Source organism: Rugosimonospora africana (assembly GCF_016862975.1).
Lineage (GTDB): Bacteria > Actinomycetota > Actinomycetes > Mycobacteriales > Micromonosporaceae > Rugosimonospora > Rugosimonospora africana.
On record NZ_BONZ01000030.1, the window covers coordinates 1 to 17189 of the forward strand.

8 protein-coding genes are annotated in these 17189 nt (G+C 70.7%); 5 read left to right on the forward strand and 3 right to left on the reverse strand.

All coding sequences use genetic code 11. From position 1 onward, the window contains the following. Nucleotides 1–176: 176 nt before the first annotated feature. Nucleotides 177–920 (forward strand): SDR family NAD(P)-dependent oxidoreductase, encoded by a 744-nt coding sequence (locus Raf01_RS15115; RefSeq protein WP_203918506.1) that lies wholly within the window; start codon nucleotides 177–179, stop codon nucleotides 918–920. Between the two features lie 64 nt (nucleotides 921–984). On the opposite strand, the gene Raf01_RS15120 is transcribed toward Raf01_RS15115, so the two are convergent. Both Raf01_RS15120 and Raf01_RS15125 read right to left on the reverse strand, forming a co-directional pair. Beyond that, nucleotides 985–1488 (reverse strand): deaminase, encoded by a 504-nt coding sequence (locus tag Raf01_RS15120; RefSeq protein WP_203918507.1) that lies wholly within the window; start codon nucleotides 1486–1488, stop codon nucleotides 985–987. A gap of 199 nt (nucleotides 1489–1687) precedes the next feature. Further along, nucleotides 1688–2662 (reverse strand): GlxA family transcriptional regulator, encoded by a 975-nt coding sequence (locus tag Raf01_RS15125; protein WP_203918508.1) that lies wholly within the window; start codon nucleotides 2660–2662, stop codon nucleotides 1688–1690. Between the two features lie 325 nt (nucleotides 2663–2987). On the opposite strand from Raf01_RS15125, the gene Raf01_RS15130 reads away from it, so the two are divergent. Next, nucleotides 2988–6623, forward strand: a complete 3636-nt coding sequence (locus Raf01_RS15130) for a LamG-like jellyroll fold domain-containing protein (protein ID WP_203918509.1) — start codon at nucleotides 2988–2990, stop codon at nucleotides 6621–6623. After that, the gene (locus Raf01_RS15135; RefSeq protein WP_203918510.1) at nucleotides 6620–12670 is read left to right on the forward strand and encodes an RHS repeat-associated core domain-containing protein; all 6051 of its coding nucleotides are present in this window, start codon (nucleotides 6620–6622) and stop codon (nucleotides 12668–12670) included. Before Raf01_RS15130 ends, Raf01_RS15135 begins: the two co-directional genes overlap by 4 nt. Nucleotides 12671–12735: 65 nt before the next feature. Here the strand turns inward: Raf01_RS15135 and Raf01_RS15140 are convergent, their stop codons facing one another. Further along, nucleotides 12736–13593: an alpha/beta fold hydrolase gene (locus Raf01_RS15140; protein WP_203918511.1), complete on the reverse strand. Its 858-nt coding sequence runs from the start codon at nucleotides 13591–13593 to the stop codon at nucleotides 12736–12738. Between the two features lie 509 nt (nucleotides 13594–14102). Here Raf01_RS15140 and Raf01_RS15145 point away from each other — a divergent pair. Continuing rightward, nucleotides 14103–15920, forward strand: coding sequence for a cellulose binding domain-containing protein (locus Raf01_RS15145; protein WP_239133628.1), 1818 nt, complete (start codon nucleotides 14103–14105; stop codon nucleotides 15918–15920). Continuing rightward, on the forward strand, nucleotides 15920–17167 hold the full coding sequence (locus Raf01_RS15150) for an EfeM/EfeO family lipoprotein (protein ID WP_203918513.1): 1248 nt from the start codon (nucleotides 15920–15922) through the stop codon (nucleotides 17165–17167). Before Raf01_RS15145 ends, Raf01_RS15150 begins: the two co-directional genes overlap by 1 nt. The last annotated feature ends 22 nt before the right edge of the window (nucleotides 17168–17189 follow it).

Consider the following 17189-nt stretch of genomic DNA (forward strand, 5'->3'; position numbering starts at 1 on the left):
GACGGGCTACGACACTTTCGACCTACATAGAAGGGGCTGTGGATAACCCTGACGGGCGTTGTCGCTCCCGACGTCCGAGGACTGAATCCAGGGTCGCTGGTTGCTATCGGGGTGATACGAACGCGACGTCCGATCACCGCCAGACGCCAGCGTTTTAGTCGACGAGACTTTCCGCTATGAAGAACGCGCTTGACGGCAAGGTAGCACTGGTTACGGGTGGCGGTCGTGGCATTGGCGCTGCCGTGGCGCTGCGCCTGGCCGAGGAAGGCGCCGATGTGGCGCTGACGTTTCAACAGAATCAACAACGCGCCGACGACGTGGTGGATCAGATCAAGGCCGCGGGACGGCGGGCGATCGCCGTGCAGGCGGACAGTGCCGACCCAGCGGCTGTCGTCGCCGCGGTTGACCGGGCCGCCGGCGAGCTGGGCCGGTTGGACATCCTGGTCAACAACGCCGGCGCGTTCCTGCTCGGACCACTGGAGCAACTGAGCCTGGGAGAGTTCGAACAGACGGTCGCGGTCAACGTCCGGGCGCCGTTCGTCGCCTCCCAGGCTGCGGTACGCCACATGTCGGCCGGTGGGCGGATCATCAACATTGGCAGCAACATGGCGGAGCGGGCGGTGTTTCCGGGCTTTTCCCTGTACGCGATGAGCAAGACCGCGTTGGTCGGCCTGACCAAGGCGTTCGGACGCGAACTCGGCGGCAGGGCGATCACTGTGAACCTGGTGAATCCGGGGCCGACGGATACCGAACTGAACCCGGCTGACGGTCCTAATGCCGACACGATCAACGGGTACACAGCCCTCGGCCACTATGCGGCGCCAGCCGACGTGGCGAACGTGGTGGCGTTCCTCAGCAGCCCGGACGGACGCTACATCACCGGGGCTACGGTCAACGTCGACGGGGGCTTCACCATCTGATCATCGGCTCACCGCCGTCCTGTCCACCTTGCGCATAGGGCCCGGGGCCGTCGATGACGCGGGATCACTGCTGCGGTTCCATCAGGGTGCGGGCCCAGCGGGTCGCTGTGTTGTCCGGCCTATCCTCGCAGTACCGGCGGAACAGGTCCCGGCTCTCCGCGCGTCGGATCCCGCCCACCACGCGGGGCGCGACGAAGAACGGCGTGTCCGGGCTGTTCTTCCAGGACGCGGCGATCCCGGCGCCGCCGTCGCCTGGCGACTCGAGTGCGTAGTAGATATCGGTGACGCCCAGCACCATGGCGGCGCCCAGGCACATCACGCACGGCTCGAGATTGACGGCCAGGCGCAGTGGCTGCGGTCGTTTGGCGAACGCGAGCTTGGCGTCCGCCTGAATCATGGCGAGCAGGTCGGCATGCACGAGGTGCCGCCGCAGCGTGTGTTCTGAGGCGTACGCGCTACCGACAACCTCGTCGCCCATCACCACGATCGCACCGATCGGCATCTCGCCCGCGGCCATCCCGGCCTCCGCGACCTCGATCGCTGCGGCCACCATCTCCTCCGGGGTCATTCCGCCACCGTAGGGCGTAGCCGCCGTCGAGGTCGACTCTCGGCCGTGTCCTGTGCCGATCGCCGGAGCCAGAAGGCCGATGTCCAGGCAAAAGGCCGATCGCTGGAACCACAAGGCCGATCGCCGGAGCCAGAAGACCGATCGCTGGAACCAGAAGGCGACCACGGAGCCAGAAGATGGACATCCAGCTCGGAGATTGTCAGGACTTCTCGGCGCGCCGACGGTGGACCGTTCGGTACTGCGTCGGCGAGATGCCGAACCACGCGCTGAACGCCTGGCGCAGGGTTTCGCCGGAGCGGAACCCGGTCGCCTTGGCGATGGCCGAGACGGCCTGGTCGGTGGTGACCAGTGCGGTGGCCGCCGCCTCCAGCCTCACTTGGCGGACGAGCCGGGCCGGGGTCTGCCCAGCGTGCGTGACCAGCAGCCGGGTGAGGTGCCGCTCGCTCACACCGGCCACCGTGGCGAGCCGGACGGTGGAGAGGTCCGTGTCGGGATTGGCCGTGACGTGGTCGAGGACGCGCCGCACCACGGCGTGCTCGGGGCGCCGGGCACGCACGAACATGCTCATCTGCGCCTGGTTGCCCGGTCGCTGCAGGTACGTGACCATGCCCATGGCTACCCAGCGGGCCAATTCGGCGCCGTGGTCGGCCTCCACGAACGCCAGGGTGAGGTCCAGCGCCGAGGTGACGCCGCCGGACGTCCACACGCGATCGTCCCGTACGAAGATCGGCGCGGGGTCGAATCGCACTGCCGGATACGCGGCGGCCACCTCGGCGGCGTAGTTCCAGTGCGTGGTCGCCCGCCGACCGTCCAGCAGCCCGGCCGCGGCGAGCACGCTCGCACCGGTGCACACCGACGCCACGCGGCTTGCGCCTCGGGCCAGCCTCTGCACCTGGGCGAGAAGGTCGCGGTCCGCGGCGGCTGCGGCGTGCCCGAGACCGCCGGAGACGACAAGGGTGTGTACCGGGCGGAGCACGTCCCGCAACGCTATCTGGCTGGGCAGCTCCAACCCGGAGTCACAACGCGCCGCGCCGCCGGACAAGGTGGCGAACCGGCAGGTGTAGGCGGGTGTCGCACCGAGCCGGTTGGCCATGTCGAGACAGCTGGTGACGCTCGCAACGTCCACCAGCTCGATGCCGTCATAGCCGACGACGACCACGCGCCGTTCGTGCATGTCGCCATCGTAGAAGCGCGCCAGGCCGTTCGCCGGACACGTTTTCCAGAATCTCGGACATGATGGCCGCCGGACCTGTCCTCACGGGGTGGGCGGCGAATACGGTTCCGCCAGTGCACAGCTACGTCGAACTCGCGCCCTGCCTGAGCTGGCCGGGCATCTCGCTCGACCGCATCGACGCTCTCGCTGACTGAACGCCCGGGCTCACGTGGCGGCTCGCCAGCACCGGGCGCCGGCGTTCGCTCCGTGGGCAAGGAAACCGGACCGTTGTTCACCCGACGGCGGTGCCCCTGCCGCGGGTTCATGAGTCGGGGGAAGGGGCACAATGCGCAGGATTCTCTGGGCCGGCCTGGTCGTTGTGGTGGTGCTGGGTGTGCCGCCCGGCGTCGGGCAAGCGGCGATATCGCCGCCGGACGCGGGACCAGCGGCGGCGGTGAGCGAGGTGGCCCGTGCGGTGGCCGCGGCGCACGCGTCCGGGCGCCGGGTGGAGGTGCTGTCCCAGCGAACGGCGGCGCAGGAGGTGTTCGCCGAGCCGGACGGCACCTTCACCGCGCGGTTGCACGCCGTTGGGCCTGCGCGGGCCGGCGAGACACGGCACGCGGCGGCGGCTTCCGGCGGGGACTTCCCACCGCCGGGGGCAGGCTGGGCAAAGGTGTTCTCCGGCAAGCCGGATCAGGCGTACTGGAACGGTGGCCCCGACGGTCCGGTGGCCAAGGTGGGCCAGTGCTACAACGACGGCACCTGCAACGGCATCGGGATCGCCCGGACCTACGTGCAGTTCGACATCAGGGCGCTGCACGGTGCAACCATTCTGAACATCCCGGGCCAGACGAGCGGTGCCGAGTTCAACGCGCACGAGGTGTACGCGCCCAGCTGCAACGGGGGTGGGCGTGACATCGCGGTCGATCTGGAGCACGTGCTGCCGTTCGGGGAGGGACTGACCTGGAGGAACCAGCAGAGCTCGTTTCCCGGCGCCATCGGTGGGCCGCGGGCGGAGATGCACGGCTACAACGCCAGTTGCGGGCCGGCCTGGATCGGCTGGGGAGTGGGTGACCAGGTCCGCTACTCCAACGACGTCACCCGGACCGACTACGTGGCGTTCATGCTGCACGCGAACAACGAGGGTGAGCAGCTGGCGTGGAAGAAGCTCGACGGCTTCACCCTGCTGGTGCACTACGACTGGCCGCCGAACGCGCCGTCGAGCCCGTTCATCTCGGCGGGCACGAAGACGGTGGCGTGCAGCACGGATCCGACGAACCCGAACTACGTCAACAACGCGGCGAGCCCGCTGACGCTGCGCACCGTCGCCACCGACCCGGACCCGGCCGACAGCCTGTGGACCGAATTCGAGTGGGCGGACCGCGGCGGCGGCAGGGTCGGCGGCGCGAATCCGGGCCCGCTGGGCAACGGCTCGGAGTTCACCGCGCAGATTCCGGCCGCGACGTTCGCCGACGGCCGGCAGCTCTCCTGGCACGCACGCTCCGGCGACGGCCGGGTGAACGGGCCCTGGGGGCCGCAGACCGGTTCCGGGTGGTGCCAGGTCGACATCGACAACACCGCGCCGGCCGTTCCGGAGGTTCAGCTGAGCGCGTCCCAGCCGCCGTCGACGGCCGGTTCGCCGGTCACTTTCATCGCGACGAGCGGCGACCCCGGGGTGGTCAGCTTCCGGTACGGGCTGACGCAAGGCGGCGGAACCTGCACGACGCCGTCGAGTGTGGACAGCCAGCAGGTGGTGTCCTTCCCCGGCGGCCAGCGGACCGAGTCGGCCTCGATCGCGGTGACCCCGTTGAAGGCGGCGACCTGGGATCTCTGGGTGGCCGCGGTCGACCGGGCCGACAACGTGGGTGCCTGCCGCAATCTGCGATTCAGCGTGCTGCGCGGGCGCGGCCCGGTGGCGCAGTGGCGGCTGGACGGCGGCCGGGACGACACGGCCGTACCGGACTCGTCGGCCGCGCACGCGCACAACGGGACGGTCGCGGCCGGACCCTACCAGTGGGTGCTGGGTCGGCTCGGCGACGCGCTCAGGTTCGACGGGAGCGCCGACTCCTATGTGGCTCCCGGCGGCGGCCCGGCGGTGCGTACCGATCAGAGTTTCTCGGTCGCGGCGTGGGTGAGGCTGGACCGGTCGGACGGCGTCACGCACGCGGCGGTCAGCCAGGACGGCGGTACCGTGCCCGGTTTCCTGCTCGGCTACCTGGCCGGGAGCCAGCGCTTCGCCTTCCAGCTGAACCCGACCGACGCCGTCGGGTCTGCGGTGGCGGTACCGGCCACCGCCGCTCCCCGGGTCGGCGCGTGGACGCACCTGATCGGGGTGTATGACGCACCCGCCCACGAAACGCGCCTGTACGTCGACGGGGTGCTGCAGGGCACCGCTCCGGTGACCGTGTCGTGGAACGCCACCGGCGGAGTCCAGATCGGACGGAGCAAGTCCGGCGGCGGCTACACCGGCGGCTGGGTCGGCGCGCTCGACGAGGTGCGCGTCTACGACCGGGTGCTGACCGACGTCCCCTCGCTGGAACCGGCGGATCCGGCGGATCCCGCGGACCCCAACGGCTCCGTGCCGCGCAGCGAGATCGATCGGCTGGCCACTCCGCCGGTCGAGGAGGCGGATTACCCGCTCGACCGGGATCCCGGTGATATCTCCGGCAACTATCGCACGGTCGTGCTCAGCGGCGACGCGTCCTGGGTACCGGGCCGGGTGGGTGGCGGCGCGTTCCACGTCGCCGGTGCCGGCGCGGCCGCCACGGCCGGACCGGCGGTGCGCACCAGTTCCAGCTTCACGCTGACTGCCGTGGTGAAGCTCGAGACGGTGGACGGCGGCACCCACACCGCTGTGAGCCAGGACGGCTTCGCCCTGCAGTACCGTGGCGACACCGGCAAGTGGGCGTTCCGGCTGCCGGACGGCACCACGGTGACCGCGAAGAAGGCACCGGTTGCCAACCAGTGGGCCCACCTGGCCGGCGTGTACGACGCCGGGGCCGGTGCGCTGCGCATCTATGTCGATGCCGCGCTGGAAGGCAGCGCGTCCGTCGCCTCGGGCACGCCGGACACGACCGGCCCGTTGGTACTGGGGCGGGGCGCCGGCAGCGAATGGTGGGCCGGCGCCATCGACGAGGTGCACGCCTACACCGGTGTGCCGTCCGATCCGCAGCTCGCCGCGCTGAGCGGACAGACCGACCCGAGCCCGCCGTCGCTGTACAGCGGGGCGTTCGAGCGGTTCGCCGGCGACGACGGGCGCCACTACGCCGGGCCGGGCCCGGTGCCGCCGGGCTACCACCTGGAGGGGGTGCTCGGGTATGCCGCTCCGGTGGCCGCGGCCAATACCCAGATGGTGTACTCCTGCCGCTATTCCGGCGGCTTTTTCCTCGACCTGTCCGACACCTGCGCCGACCACGAGGTGCTGGGGCCGGCCGGGCTGATGTACAGCACGCCGCCGCCGGGAGTGCCGACCCAGGCCGTGTACCGCTGCGTGGTGCTGGCCAACGGCGACCACTTCATCTCCAACGACGCCGGTTGCGAGAGCACCTCGGACCACATCCGCAACGAGGGAACCCTCGGCTACACCCGGCTGTACGCGCCGCTGATCCGCTTCAGCGAACTGGGCGGGACCCGGTGGACCAGCGCCACCGGCGGGCACCAGCCGGGCATCTACACCGCGCAGGCCCGCCTGGGGTACGTCTCGATGACCGATGTGGGGCAGACGTTGTACGTCTGCCTGGACGGTGCCGACGAGTACCTGTCCACCGCCGCCGCCTGCGAGGGCGGCCAGAAACTCGGTACCACCGGCTGGGTGTGGCCCACCGACGACCTGCCCCCCGGCGCCGCGACGACGGCGCCCCTGTTTGGTTGCCGGGACGTGGACGGCGACCGGTTCGAGTCGCTGGACCGGTTCTGCGAGGGCGCCCCGGAGACCGGTCAACCGCTCGGCTATGTGATCACCGAATTCGGAGGCAACCAATGATGCGTCGCATTCTCGCCGCCATCATGGCCGTGGCCGTCGTGGTGGGCCTGATGCAGGCCCCGATCCCGGCACAGGCGGCCGGGGCGACCTGGCCGCCCCGCAAACCCGACGCGGCGCACCTGATCGACGGATCCGGCGTACCGGTGAAGAAACTGCCGGACGACGCGACCTCGGCCGCGGTCGCGCCCACCGCCCCGGTGGTGTCCTGGCCCGGCGCCGGCACGGCCAATGTGGACGCGGCGGCCGGCCCGAACAATCCCGCCCGGCCGGGCGGGCTGCCGGTCTGGACCGACTCGTCCGCGCCGGCCGTCCGGGTCGAGGTGGCAGACCGTTCGGCGACGTCGGCGCAGGGCGTGGACGGGTTGATCCTGCGGCTGCAGCGCGCGGACGGCAAGGCCGACGCCACCACGGTGCCGCTGCACCTCGACTATGCGGCCTTCCGCCACGCGTACGGCGGCGACTGGGCGGCGCGACTGCGGCTGGTGCGGCTGCCGGACGGTACCGGCCCGGCCACGGTTCTGCCGACCGGCAACGACCTGAAGACCGGGCGGATCACCGCCGACGTGGCGCTCGCCGGCAGCGCCGAGACGTACGCGCTGACCGCGGCACCGGACGGGCAGACCGGCAGCTACAAGGCCACCTCGCTGGCACCGTCCGGGACCTGGTCGGTGTCGACCCAGTCGGGCGACTTCGACTACGCCTACCCGCTGCGGGTACCGGCGGTGCCCGGTGGGTTGCAGCCCGACCTGGCGCTGTCGTACTCGTCGGCAGCCGTGGACGGGCACACGGCCGCGACCAACAACCAGCCGTCGTGGGTGGGCGAGGGGTGGTCTCTGTGGCCGGGCTCGATCGACCGTGGCTACAAGGCATGCTTCGACGACATCACCGATCCGTCGAAGAGGACCGGGGACCTGTGCTGGGCGACCGACAACGCCACCCTCACGTTCGAGGGACACTCCTCGGTTCTGGTACCCGCGGGTGGCAACCTCTGGCGGCCGAAGAACGACGACGGCTCCCGGGTCGAGCATCTGACCGGCGCCGGCAACGGCGCCAACCAGGGCGAGTACTGGAAGGTGACCACCACCGACGGAACCCAGTACTTCTTCGGCCGCGGCAACGGTGCGGCGTGGACCGAGCCGGTCTTCGGCAACGACCCGGGTGAACCGTGCCACCAGTCCACTTTCGACGCCTCCTGGTGCCAGCAGGCGTACCGCTGGAACCTCGACCAGGTCGTCGACGCGCGCGGCAACGTGATCGACTACTTCTACACCCCGGAGACCAACAACTACAGCCGTGACGTCGACGCGCGCAAACCCACCCCCTACGTCCGCGGCGGGGTGCTGGAGCACATCGAGTACGGCGCGCGCAGTGGACAGCACCCGTCGGCTCAGGTGGTCTTCGAGTCGGCCGAACGGGGCAACCCGGCCCCGGACGTGCCGGCCGACCAGGCGTGCGCGGACGGGCAGAACTGCGGCATCCACTACTCGCCGACGTTCTGGTCCACCAAGCGGCTCGCCACAGTCACCACGCGGGTATGGGACGGGAGCGCGTGGCGCGGCGTCGACCGGTGGACGCTGAACCACCTGTACCCGGAGAACACCGACGGCACCACGGCGTCGCTGTGGTTGCACGGCATCGTCCACACCGGACTGGCCGCCGGCGAGAACGTGACGGGTGGCAACGTCACCCTGCCGGAGGTCGTGTTCGACGGGGTGCCGAGGGCCAACCGGGTCAACTCCGACACCGACGGGCTGTTGCCGCTGAACAAGTGGCGCATCCACCGGATCAACAACGAGTCCGGGGGATGGACCTGGGTCGACTACGCGGACACCGACTGCTCGCCCACGGCGCTGCCGGCGCCGGAAACCAACACCAGCCGCTGCTTCCCGGCCACCTGGACCCCCGACGGCGACCAGTTGCGCCACGACTGGATGAACAAGTACGTGGTGTCCTCGGTGTCCCTGGAGGACCGGGTCGGCGGGCAACCGACCGAGGTGACCAGCTACCGGTACAACGGCGGTGCCGCTTGGCACTACAACGACAACCCGCTCGTGCCGCCGGACTTCCGTACCTGGTCGCAGTATCGCGGCTACCAGGAAGTCGTGGTCACCCACGGCGACCCGGACAAGCTCACCCCGTCGGCCACCCGGTACACGTACTTCCGGGGCATGCGCGGCGACCACCTGCCCGGCGGCACCCGGCCCGGTACGGTCAAGGACTCGCAGGGCGTGGAGTGGAACGACGACGAGCAGTTGGCCGGGTTCCTGCGCGAACAGATCACCTACGACGGCGTCGACGGCCCGGTACTGTCCAGCACGATCAACGATCCCTGGCAACACGGGCCGACCGCGACCCAGGGCACCTCGCAGTCCTACGTGGTACGGACCGGGAGGACCGTCACGCGTACCGCCCTGCAGAATCCCGACGGGAGCACCCGCGGCTGGCGCACCACCCAGACGGACACCGGCTACAACGACCAGGGTCTGCCGGTCGAGAACAGCGACCTGGGCGACACCGGCACGCCCGACGACGACCGGTGCACCACGACGACCTACGCCCGCAACGAGACCAGCTGGCTGATCGAACTGCCGGTCGAGGTCAGAACGGACGCGGTGGCGTGTGGGACCACGGCCGGGCCGGGCGACGCGGTCTCCGGCACCCGCACCTACTACGACGGCGGCGCGCTGGCCGCGGCACCCACCGCCGGAAACGTCACCCGGACCGAAAAGCTCAAGGACGCGGCCACCTGGATCACGACCGCCCGCGGCAGCTACGACGACTACGGCCGCCCGCTGGACGCGTTCGACGCTCTGGACCACAAGACGACCACCAGCTACACCCCGGCCACCGGGTTGCCGACCCGCACCACCGTGACCAACCCGTTGGGCCACAGCACCACCAGCGAACTGAACCCGACGGTCGGCGCGCCGACCGGCACCGTCGACGCCAACCTACGACGCACCGACCAGACCTACGACGCGCTCGGCCGGCTGACCGGGGTGTGGCAGCCCGGCCGCAGCAGGGCGGGCGGCGACGGGCCGAACACCAGCTACGCCTATCAGGTACGCCCCGACGGTCCGAGCTGGACCAGCACCACCACTCTGAAGGCCAACAACAACACGCTGACCGGCTACCAACTTCTGGACGGGTTCCTGCGGCCGCGGCAGACCCAGCAGCCCGGGCCGAACCCGACCGGCGCCGGCGCACTGCGGGTGCTCAGCGACACCCTCTACGACTCGCGCGGCCTGGCGGTGCAGACCAACGGGCCGTACTCCGACGGCGGCACACCCGGCACCGCACTGGTCGGCGTCGCCGACGCCGCGGTTCCCCGGATGACCCGAACCACCTTCGACGCCGCCGAACGGGCCACCGAGTCGGTGACCAGGTCGCTGGGCGCCGAGCTGTTCCGCACCAGTACCCGGTACTTCGGCGACCACACCGAGGTCACCCCGCCGGTCGGGGGGACGCCGACGGCCACGTACACCGACGCCCGCGGCCGGGCCACGGCGGTGTGGCGCTACCAGCAGCGGCCGGCGGCCGGCGGCGCGCTGAGCGGGCAGCACGACGTCACCGGCTACACCTGGACCGACGGCGACGAACTGGCCACCATGACCGACGTCGGCGGTAACACCTGGCGGTACGGCTACGACCTGCTCGGCCACCGGACCGCCAGCAGCGACCCGGACAAGGGCGACTCGACCACCAGTTACGGCGACGCCGGCCAGGTGATCGGCACCACCGATGCTCGGGGAGTCACCACTGCCTACCGGTACGACGAACTCGGCCGCAAGGTCGAGGAGCGGCAGGGTTCGCCGAGCGGTGCGCTGCTGGCTTCGTGGACCTACGACACGATCCTCAAGGGACAGCTCACCTCGTCCACCCGGAAGGTCGGGGCGGACGAATACACCAGCGCGATCACCGGCTACGACGCTGCCTACCGGCCCACCGGAAAACGGCTGACCCTGCCGCCCGGTCAGGTCGACCCCGCCGGCAGCTGGGGCACGAGCTTCACCACGAGCATGACCTACAAGCCGGACGGCAGCCCGGCGACCGTGAGCCTGCCCAGCATGCCGGGCATCGCGGCGGAGACGCTCAGCTATTCGTACGACAGCTTCGGTAACCCGTACGCGATGAGCGGCGCGAACCACTACGTACACGACGCCGCCTACACCGAATTCGGGGAGCTGGCACAGGTCCAGCTCGGCGACGACCCCGAGCAGGCGCTGCAGACCTTCTACTTCGACCCGGGTACCCGGCGGCTGATCCGCACCACCGTCGACCGCCAGCGCGACCAGGTGAGTGGCCAGGCACCCCGGTCGGTACAGGACGTGAACACCGGCTACGACCCGGCGGGCAACGTCACCAGTGTCGCGGACACGCCGTTCATCGGCGACACCGACCGGCAGTGTTTCGCCTACGACCCGATGCGCCAGCTCATCGAGGCGTGGACCACCACGGCCACCGGCTGCGGGGCGCCCGGCACGGGCATCGGCGGCCCGGCGCCGTACTGGACGTCCTACACCTACGACGCGGTCGGCAACCGGCACACCGACACCGTCCACCCGGTCGCCGCAACCGCCGGTACCGCACTCGCTGCGGTCACCCGCACCTACACGTACCCCAACGGCGGCCGGCCCCGGCCGCACGCGATCGCCTCGGTCGGCGGTGCGGGCGTGTCCGCGGCGGCCACCGGCGGCTACGGCTACGACGCGGCGGGCAACACGACCAGCCGGCCCACACCCGACGGTACCCAGACGCTGACCTGGACCCCGTACGGCAAGGTCGGCACCGTCACCGACGGCACCACGGTCACCACCAACCAGTACGACGCCGACACCAACCTGATCGCCAGCAAGGACAGCGGCGGCACCGTCGTCGTGTACCTGGACGGTGCGGAGCTGCGCTACAACGCCGGTACCAAGCAGAGCAGCAGCACCCGTTACTACACCTTCGGCGGCGCCACGGTGGCGGTGCGTACGGCCGGAGGAGTGGCCGGGCTCAACTGGATGGCGCACGACCAGCACGGCACGGACGACCTCTCCATCAACGCGAGTACCGCCAAGCTCACCGAACGCCGCACCGACCCATTTGGCAACACCCGTGACAGCACCCCACCGCCCTGGCCCGGATCGCACGGCTTCGTCGGCGGGATCGAGCAGCCCGCCGGCCTGACCCACCTCGGCGCCCGGGAGTACGACTCGGCGACCGGCAGGTTCCTGTCCGTCGATCCGGTCCTTGACCCACGGGACCCGCAACAGTTCAACGCCTACGCGTACGCCGGCAACAACCCGACCACGATGAGCGACCCCGACGGCCGGGCCATCAGCGAGGGCGACTACGGCTGGGCCGATGCCGGTCATTACTACCCGCATCCGCCCGCCGCGAGCGGCAACTCGCCGAAGCCGCCGACGCCGGCGACGCCTAAGTCCTCGTCACCACCCGTGTCGCACGCGGGCCAGAAGGACTTCGGTGCGAGCTGCCAGCGTGGTGACGAGAACTACTGCCGCAAGCTGGTCGACGAGGCCGAGCGTCGCGCGCAACGGGAGGCGGCGGTCAAACGGGCGGCGCAGCACGACTGGGACGCCGCGGACGGACCACGGGGCCGGGTCGGCGGCTACAACGCCCCGCCGGAACTGACCGTCATCCACGGCCGGGAACTCCATCACGAGCGGACGCTTTACGAGGACGTGCGCAACGCCGTGGGCGAGGCCGCGGACATGACCGGGCACGCGATCGCCGTCGGGGCGACGTGGGTCTGGAACAACCTCGGTCTGATCGGGCCGGCGCTGTCCGTCTGTGCCCTGATTCCCGTCGTCGATGTCGTCTGCGGACCGCTGGCTATCGTGGTGAACCTGGTGGCCTTCCGCAAGGACATCGCATCGTGCATCGGGGGCGGGGGAGCCGACAGCTGCGTCTTCAGTCTCCTGGACGGGGCCTCCTTCGGAACAGCGGTGTTTCACACGGACAACTTCTTCCAGGTTCCGGTCACGGTGGCCGTCAACTTCCTGGCCTTCGGGGCCAACTTCTGGGGACTCGACGGCAACTAGCTAGTCGCACGGCGAGGTGCCCGGGCGGGCACCTCGCCACGCTGTTCGTCGCCGGGAAGGGTTGTTCAGCCCAGCGTCTTGTCGGCGTGCGCCGCGACGACGCGGGCCACAGCCTCGGGCGCTCTCTGCTGGGCGAGGTGGCCCTGGCCGGGCAGCACGACCTTCTGGGCGTCGGGCAGTGCACCGGCCAGCGCGTCGAGGCGGTCGCCGAGATGGGCGGGGCTGCGGTCGCCGCCCAGCAGCACGGTGGGGACCTCGATCCGGGCGTACTCGTCGAGCCGGACCGCGAGTTGGTCGATGGCCGTGGCGTCGTCGAGCTGGTGCGGAGTGAGCGCACGCAGCCGGGGGAGCACGGCGAGAAGCAGCCGGACCAGCCCGGCGGTCCGGCGGGGCATGCCCACGATGTCGCGGTTGAAGATGGTCAACGCCGCGCCGGGTCCGCGGGTGGCCAGCGCGGTCCTGGCACGGTCGATTGTCTCGCTCCACTCGCCGGCGCGGAGGTGGATCGGGGGCTCGTACAGGACCGCCCCGGCGACGACTGGTCTGGGTCGTGGCGCGGCGCCAGGCCCGCCGGGCGCGACTGGTCGGAACGGCCCGGCCGACCTCACCAGAGCCTCCAGCGCGACGACCGCGCCGGAGGAGTGGCCGACGACCAGGACGGGCTCGCCGATGGCGGACGTGAGGGCCAGCAGGTCGTCGACCTCCTGCTCGATCGTGCACGGCAGGCTCGCCGCCAGATCGAGCCGGTACTGGCGGCGGTGCAGCCGCAGCACTCGGAAGCGCTCGCTCAGCCGCTTCGCCACCCAGTGCCACGACGAGCCGTCGTCGAGTCCGGGATGGACGATGAGGATCGGCCTGCCCTGGCCCTGATCGACGGCCCGCACCTCGGTGCCGTCGGCGGAGACCGTCGTGAGGACACTCATCGAGGCACCTTCCTCATCGTGCCACTCCAGTGAGAAGTCGGGGAGATCCGGGGAGAAGTCGGGGGAGATCGGACGTCGGGAGCGTGAGGCCCGGAACGTTCAGCGTAGCGACGCCGGGCATTCCCTGGGTGCCGGGACCACCCCGGTCGGGCCGCGCGGGACCGGCGTCGCTCCCGCGCAGGTCAATCCATCGATACAGGTGAGTGAACGGTATCCCAGACGGCACCCGGCAGGCCAGCGGAAAGGCCGCGCGAAGATCCGACGGAAGCGCTTGCGCATTCGATATATCGAAGTGAGTACGGCATACCGCTTGTCCCGACGGGTTCGTTTCTCTACCCTCGACGGCGGGAGCCAAGCTTCGCGGACCGGGCGCACACCAACCCCTGCCTCTGGAGTCTGCGATGCACACGAGACGACGCCGCGTGCTACTGGCCGCGGCCTCAGCCACAACCATCGCCGCCACGGTGATCACCGCCGTCGCGGCGGATGCCGCCGCGGCAGGTTGCCAGGTGAGCTACACAGTAAGTACACAGTGGAGTTCGGGATTCACCGCGAACGTAAACGTCACCAACCTGGGCGACCCGATCAACGGCTGGCGACTGACCTGGTCGTTTTCCGCCGGGCAGACGGTGACGCAGGCGTGGAACGCGTCGGCGACGCAGAGCGGCAGCGCGGTGACCGTCACCGACGCCGGCTACAACGCGGCGATCGCCACCAACGCCACGGCAAGCTTCGGGTTCAACGGGACCTGGAACGGATCCACCAACCCGTCGCCGACCGCCTTCGCCCTCAATGGCGTCTCCTGCACCGGCGGGGTGTCCAGCCCGACCGCCACACCCACGGGAACGAGGTCGCCGAGCCCCACGCCGTCCAGGACGGTCTCGCCGTCGCCCACCCCGTCGAGGACGGTCTCGCCGTCGCCCACGCCGACGTCGGGTGGCGGCACGAGTTCACCGCCGCCCGTACCGGGAACCCCGGGCAGCTGGACCGCGGTGCCGGTGAACCCGTACAACGGCGGCGCGGGAACCTTCATGTGGCTGATGACCGACGGCAGCATACTGTCCAACGGCTCGGACCTGCACCAGTGGGTCAAGCTGGTGCCCGACCAGTTCGGTGACTACACCAAGGGCACCTGGGTGCAGCTGGCCACCTCACCGTACGGGGTGGGCGCGGCGCAGGAGCAGATCCTGCCGGACGGGCGGTTCTATCAGGCCGGCGGCGAATACGTGTACCAGTGGCCGTCGGGCAGTTCGTCGAACGACCACAATGGAGTCCAGCTCTACAATCCCGTCACCAACACCTGGACGCTGGGCCAGTCCGGGCTCTACGGCAACCTGTGGGACACCGGCACCGCGCACCTCAAGGACGGCCGGATCGTCGCCAGCGACCAGCGCAGCGCACGGACCCAGATCTTCAACCCGTCCACCAACTCCTGGACCGCCGGCCCGAACCGCCCGGCCTCGGCGGCCGAGGACGGTTGGGTACCGCTGCCCGACGGCAGCATCGTGTCGATCAGCAACGGCGGCGCCTACCGGTACGATCCAGCCGCCAACGCCTGGTACACGGTGGCCCGGCCACCGTCCTCGTACGCGAGCGGCAGCACAGACACCTCGACGGTGACCCTGATGTACGACGGGCGGATCCTGGCCATGGGGCACAACACCTCGGTCATCTACACGCCCGGCGCCAAGCCGTCCGACCCGGGCAGTTGGGCGCAGGGCCCGGCCATCCCGCAGGGGTCCTTTGTGGACGATGTGTACGCCACCCCGGAGGGCAACGGCAAGGTCATCTACGACTCGGTGCGCTGCTCCTGGCTCACCAACGAGTGTGGCTCCGCGTCGGGCGCGCTGATCAACGAGTTCGACCCGGCCACCAACACGATGGCCACGATCAGCCAGCCGAACGACTCCCGGGGCGCACCGGTCAACTTCATCAACCTGCCCAACGGCCAGGTTCTGGCCGCCGCCGGCAGCCGTAACTGGGTATACACCCCGGTCGGCTCGCCCAAGGCCGCGTGGCGCCCCACGGTCACCTCGGTCACCGGCAGCGGCACCTACCACCTCACCGGCACCCAACTGTCCGGACTGGTGAGCCTCGGCGAAGACGACTACCAGAACCCGCAGAACTACCCCATCGTGTACCTGAAGGACAGCGCCGGGCACGTGTACTTCGCCCGTACCGCCAACTTCAGCTCGATGATCACCAGCAAGCCGGGTGAGACGCAGACGACCGACTTCACCCTCCCGTCCAGCCTGGCCCATGGCAGCTACACCCTCTACGTGTCCGCCTGCGGCGTCTCCTCGGCCGGATACGCCTTCACCTACTGATGTCGGTGCCCACCCGCCGCACCATGTTCGCCGCCGCGACCGCCGTCCTGGCCGTCGCGGCGGCACTGGGTGCCTTCCTGCTGCCGCACCACGCGCCACGGCATCCGCACCCCATGCTGAACGAGTCCCGGGCACAGGAGCTGACCGACGGGTACCGGCGCGACACGGTCGCCCGGATACCCGGGCTGCGCTACACCGACAGCTTCCGCAGCCTCGTCGCCTGTCCCGCCGAGCCGGGCAGGTACACGCTCTCGTCGCGGTACGACCTGTCTCCGGACTCGGCCGCACCCATCGCCCTTGCCGCCGTGCGCGGGTACTGGCGGCACCTCGGGTACCGGATCGTCAACGACACTCCGGGCCAGAACTCCCAGTTGCTCGTGGAGAACCCGGGCGACGGGTTCCGCATCAGCGTCAGCCAGCGCACCGCGCGGTACGTCCGGCTCGCCATCACCTCACCGTGCCTGGTACCGGCCGCACCCCCGGTGGCCCTGGTGCTCTCGCAGGACCTGGCGACCGCCCGGGAGGCGTACCAGCGGTACGTGGCCGGGCAGCTCACCCAACTCGCCCGCGAAGTCGCGGCCCTGCGCACCGCGGTCGGCGGCGGCGCGTTGGCCCGGGCCCGCGCGGCGTGGCTGACCGCGCAACTGACCTGGGAACACGTCGGTGCCGCGTACGGCAGCTTCGGCGAGTTCGCCGACGCCATCGACGGCCTGCCGCAGGGGTTGCCTCGTGGAACGGCCGATGCCCGGTTCACCGGCCTGCACCGCGTCGAGTACGGCCTGTGGCACGGCGAGCCGGCCGCGCGCCTGCTGCCCATCGTCGACGCGCTGGCCGCCGACCTCGCCCGGCTGCGCGGCACGCTGCCGCAGGAGACGCCGCCTCCGACCGACCTGCCGCTGCGCGCGCACGAGATCCTGGAGGACGCCCAGCGCGACCACCTGACCGGGCTGACCGACTTCGGCGGCGGTGCCGGCCTGGCCGAGACCTCGGCCGACGTGGACGCCACCGAGGCCCTGCTGGACGTTCTCGCCCCGCTGGTCGACGCTCGCCGGCCCGATCTGCTGCCGGCCGCCCACGCCGGCCTGGACGCGCTGCGACAAGCGCTGTCGGCCGCCCGTACCGGTGGCGGCTGGTCGGCGCCCGTGGCGCTGAGCCCGGCACGGCGCCTGCGCATCGACGCCGCACTGGGCGGCGCACTGGAAACCCTGGCCGGGGTGCCGGGCCTGCTGGAGGTGGCCGGCTCGTGACCGGACGACGGATGAGCGAGGT

Bases quoted from the DNA above. Each gene is read 5' to 3' on its own strand.
- Raf01_RS15125 (WP_203918508.1), bottom strand. From the start codon at position 2,662: ATGCACGAACGGCGCGTGGTCGTCGTCGGCTATGACGGCATCGAGCTG.
- Raf01_RS15150 (WP_203918513.1), top strand. From the start codon at position 15,920: ATGTCGGTGCCCACCCGCCGCACCATGTTCGCCGCCGCGACCGCCGTC.
- Raf01_RS15130 (WP_203918509.1), top strand. From the start codon at position 2,988: ATGCGCAGGATTCTCTGGGCCGGCCTGGTCGTTGTGGTGGTGCTGGGT.
- Raf01_RS15135 (WP_203918510.1), top strand. From the start codon at position 6,620: ATGATGCGTCGCATTCTCGCCGCCATCATGGCCGTGGCCGTCGTGGTG.
- Raf01_RS15115 (WP_203918506.1), top strand. From the start codon at position 177: ATGAAGAACGCGCTTGACGGCAAGGTAGCACTGGTTACGGGTGGCGGT.
- Raf01_RS15120 (WP_203918507.1), bottom strand. From the start codon at position 1,488: ATGACCCCGGAGGAGATGGTGGCCGCAGCGATCGAGGTCGCGGAGGCC.
- Raf01_RS15140 (WP_203918511.1), bottom strand. From the start codon at position 13,593: ATGAGTGTCCTCACGACGGTCTCCGCCGACGGCACCGAGGTGCGGGCC.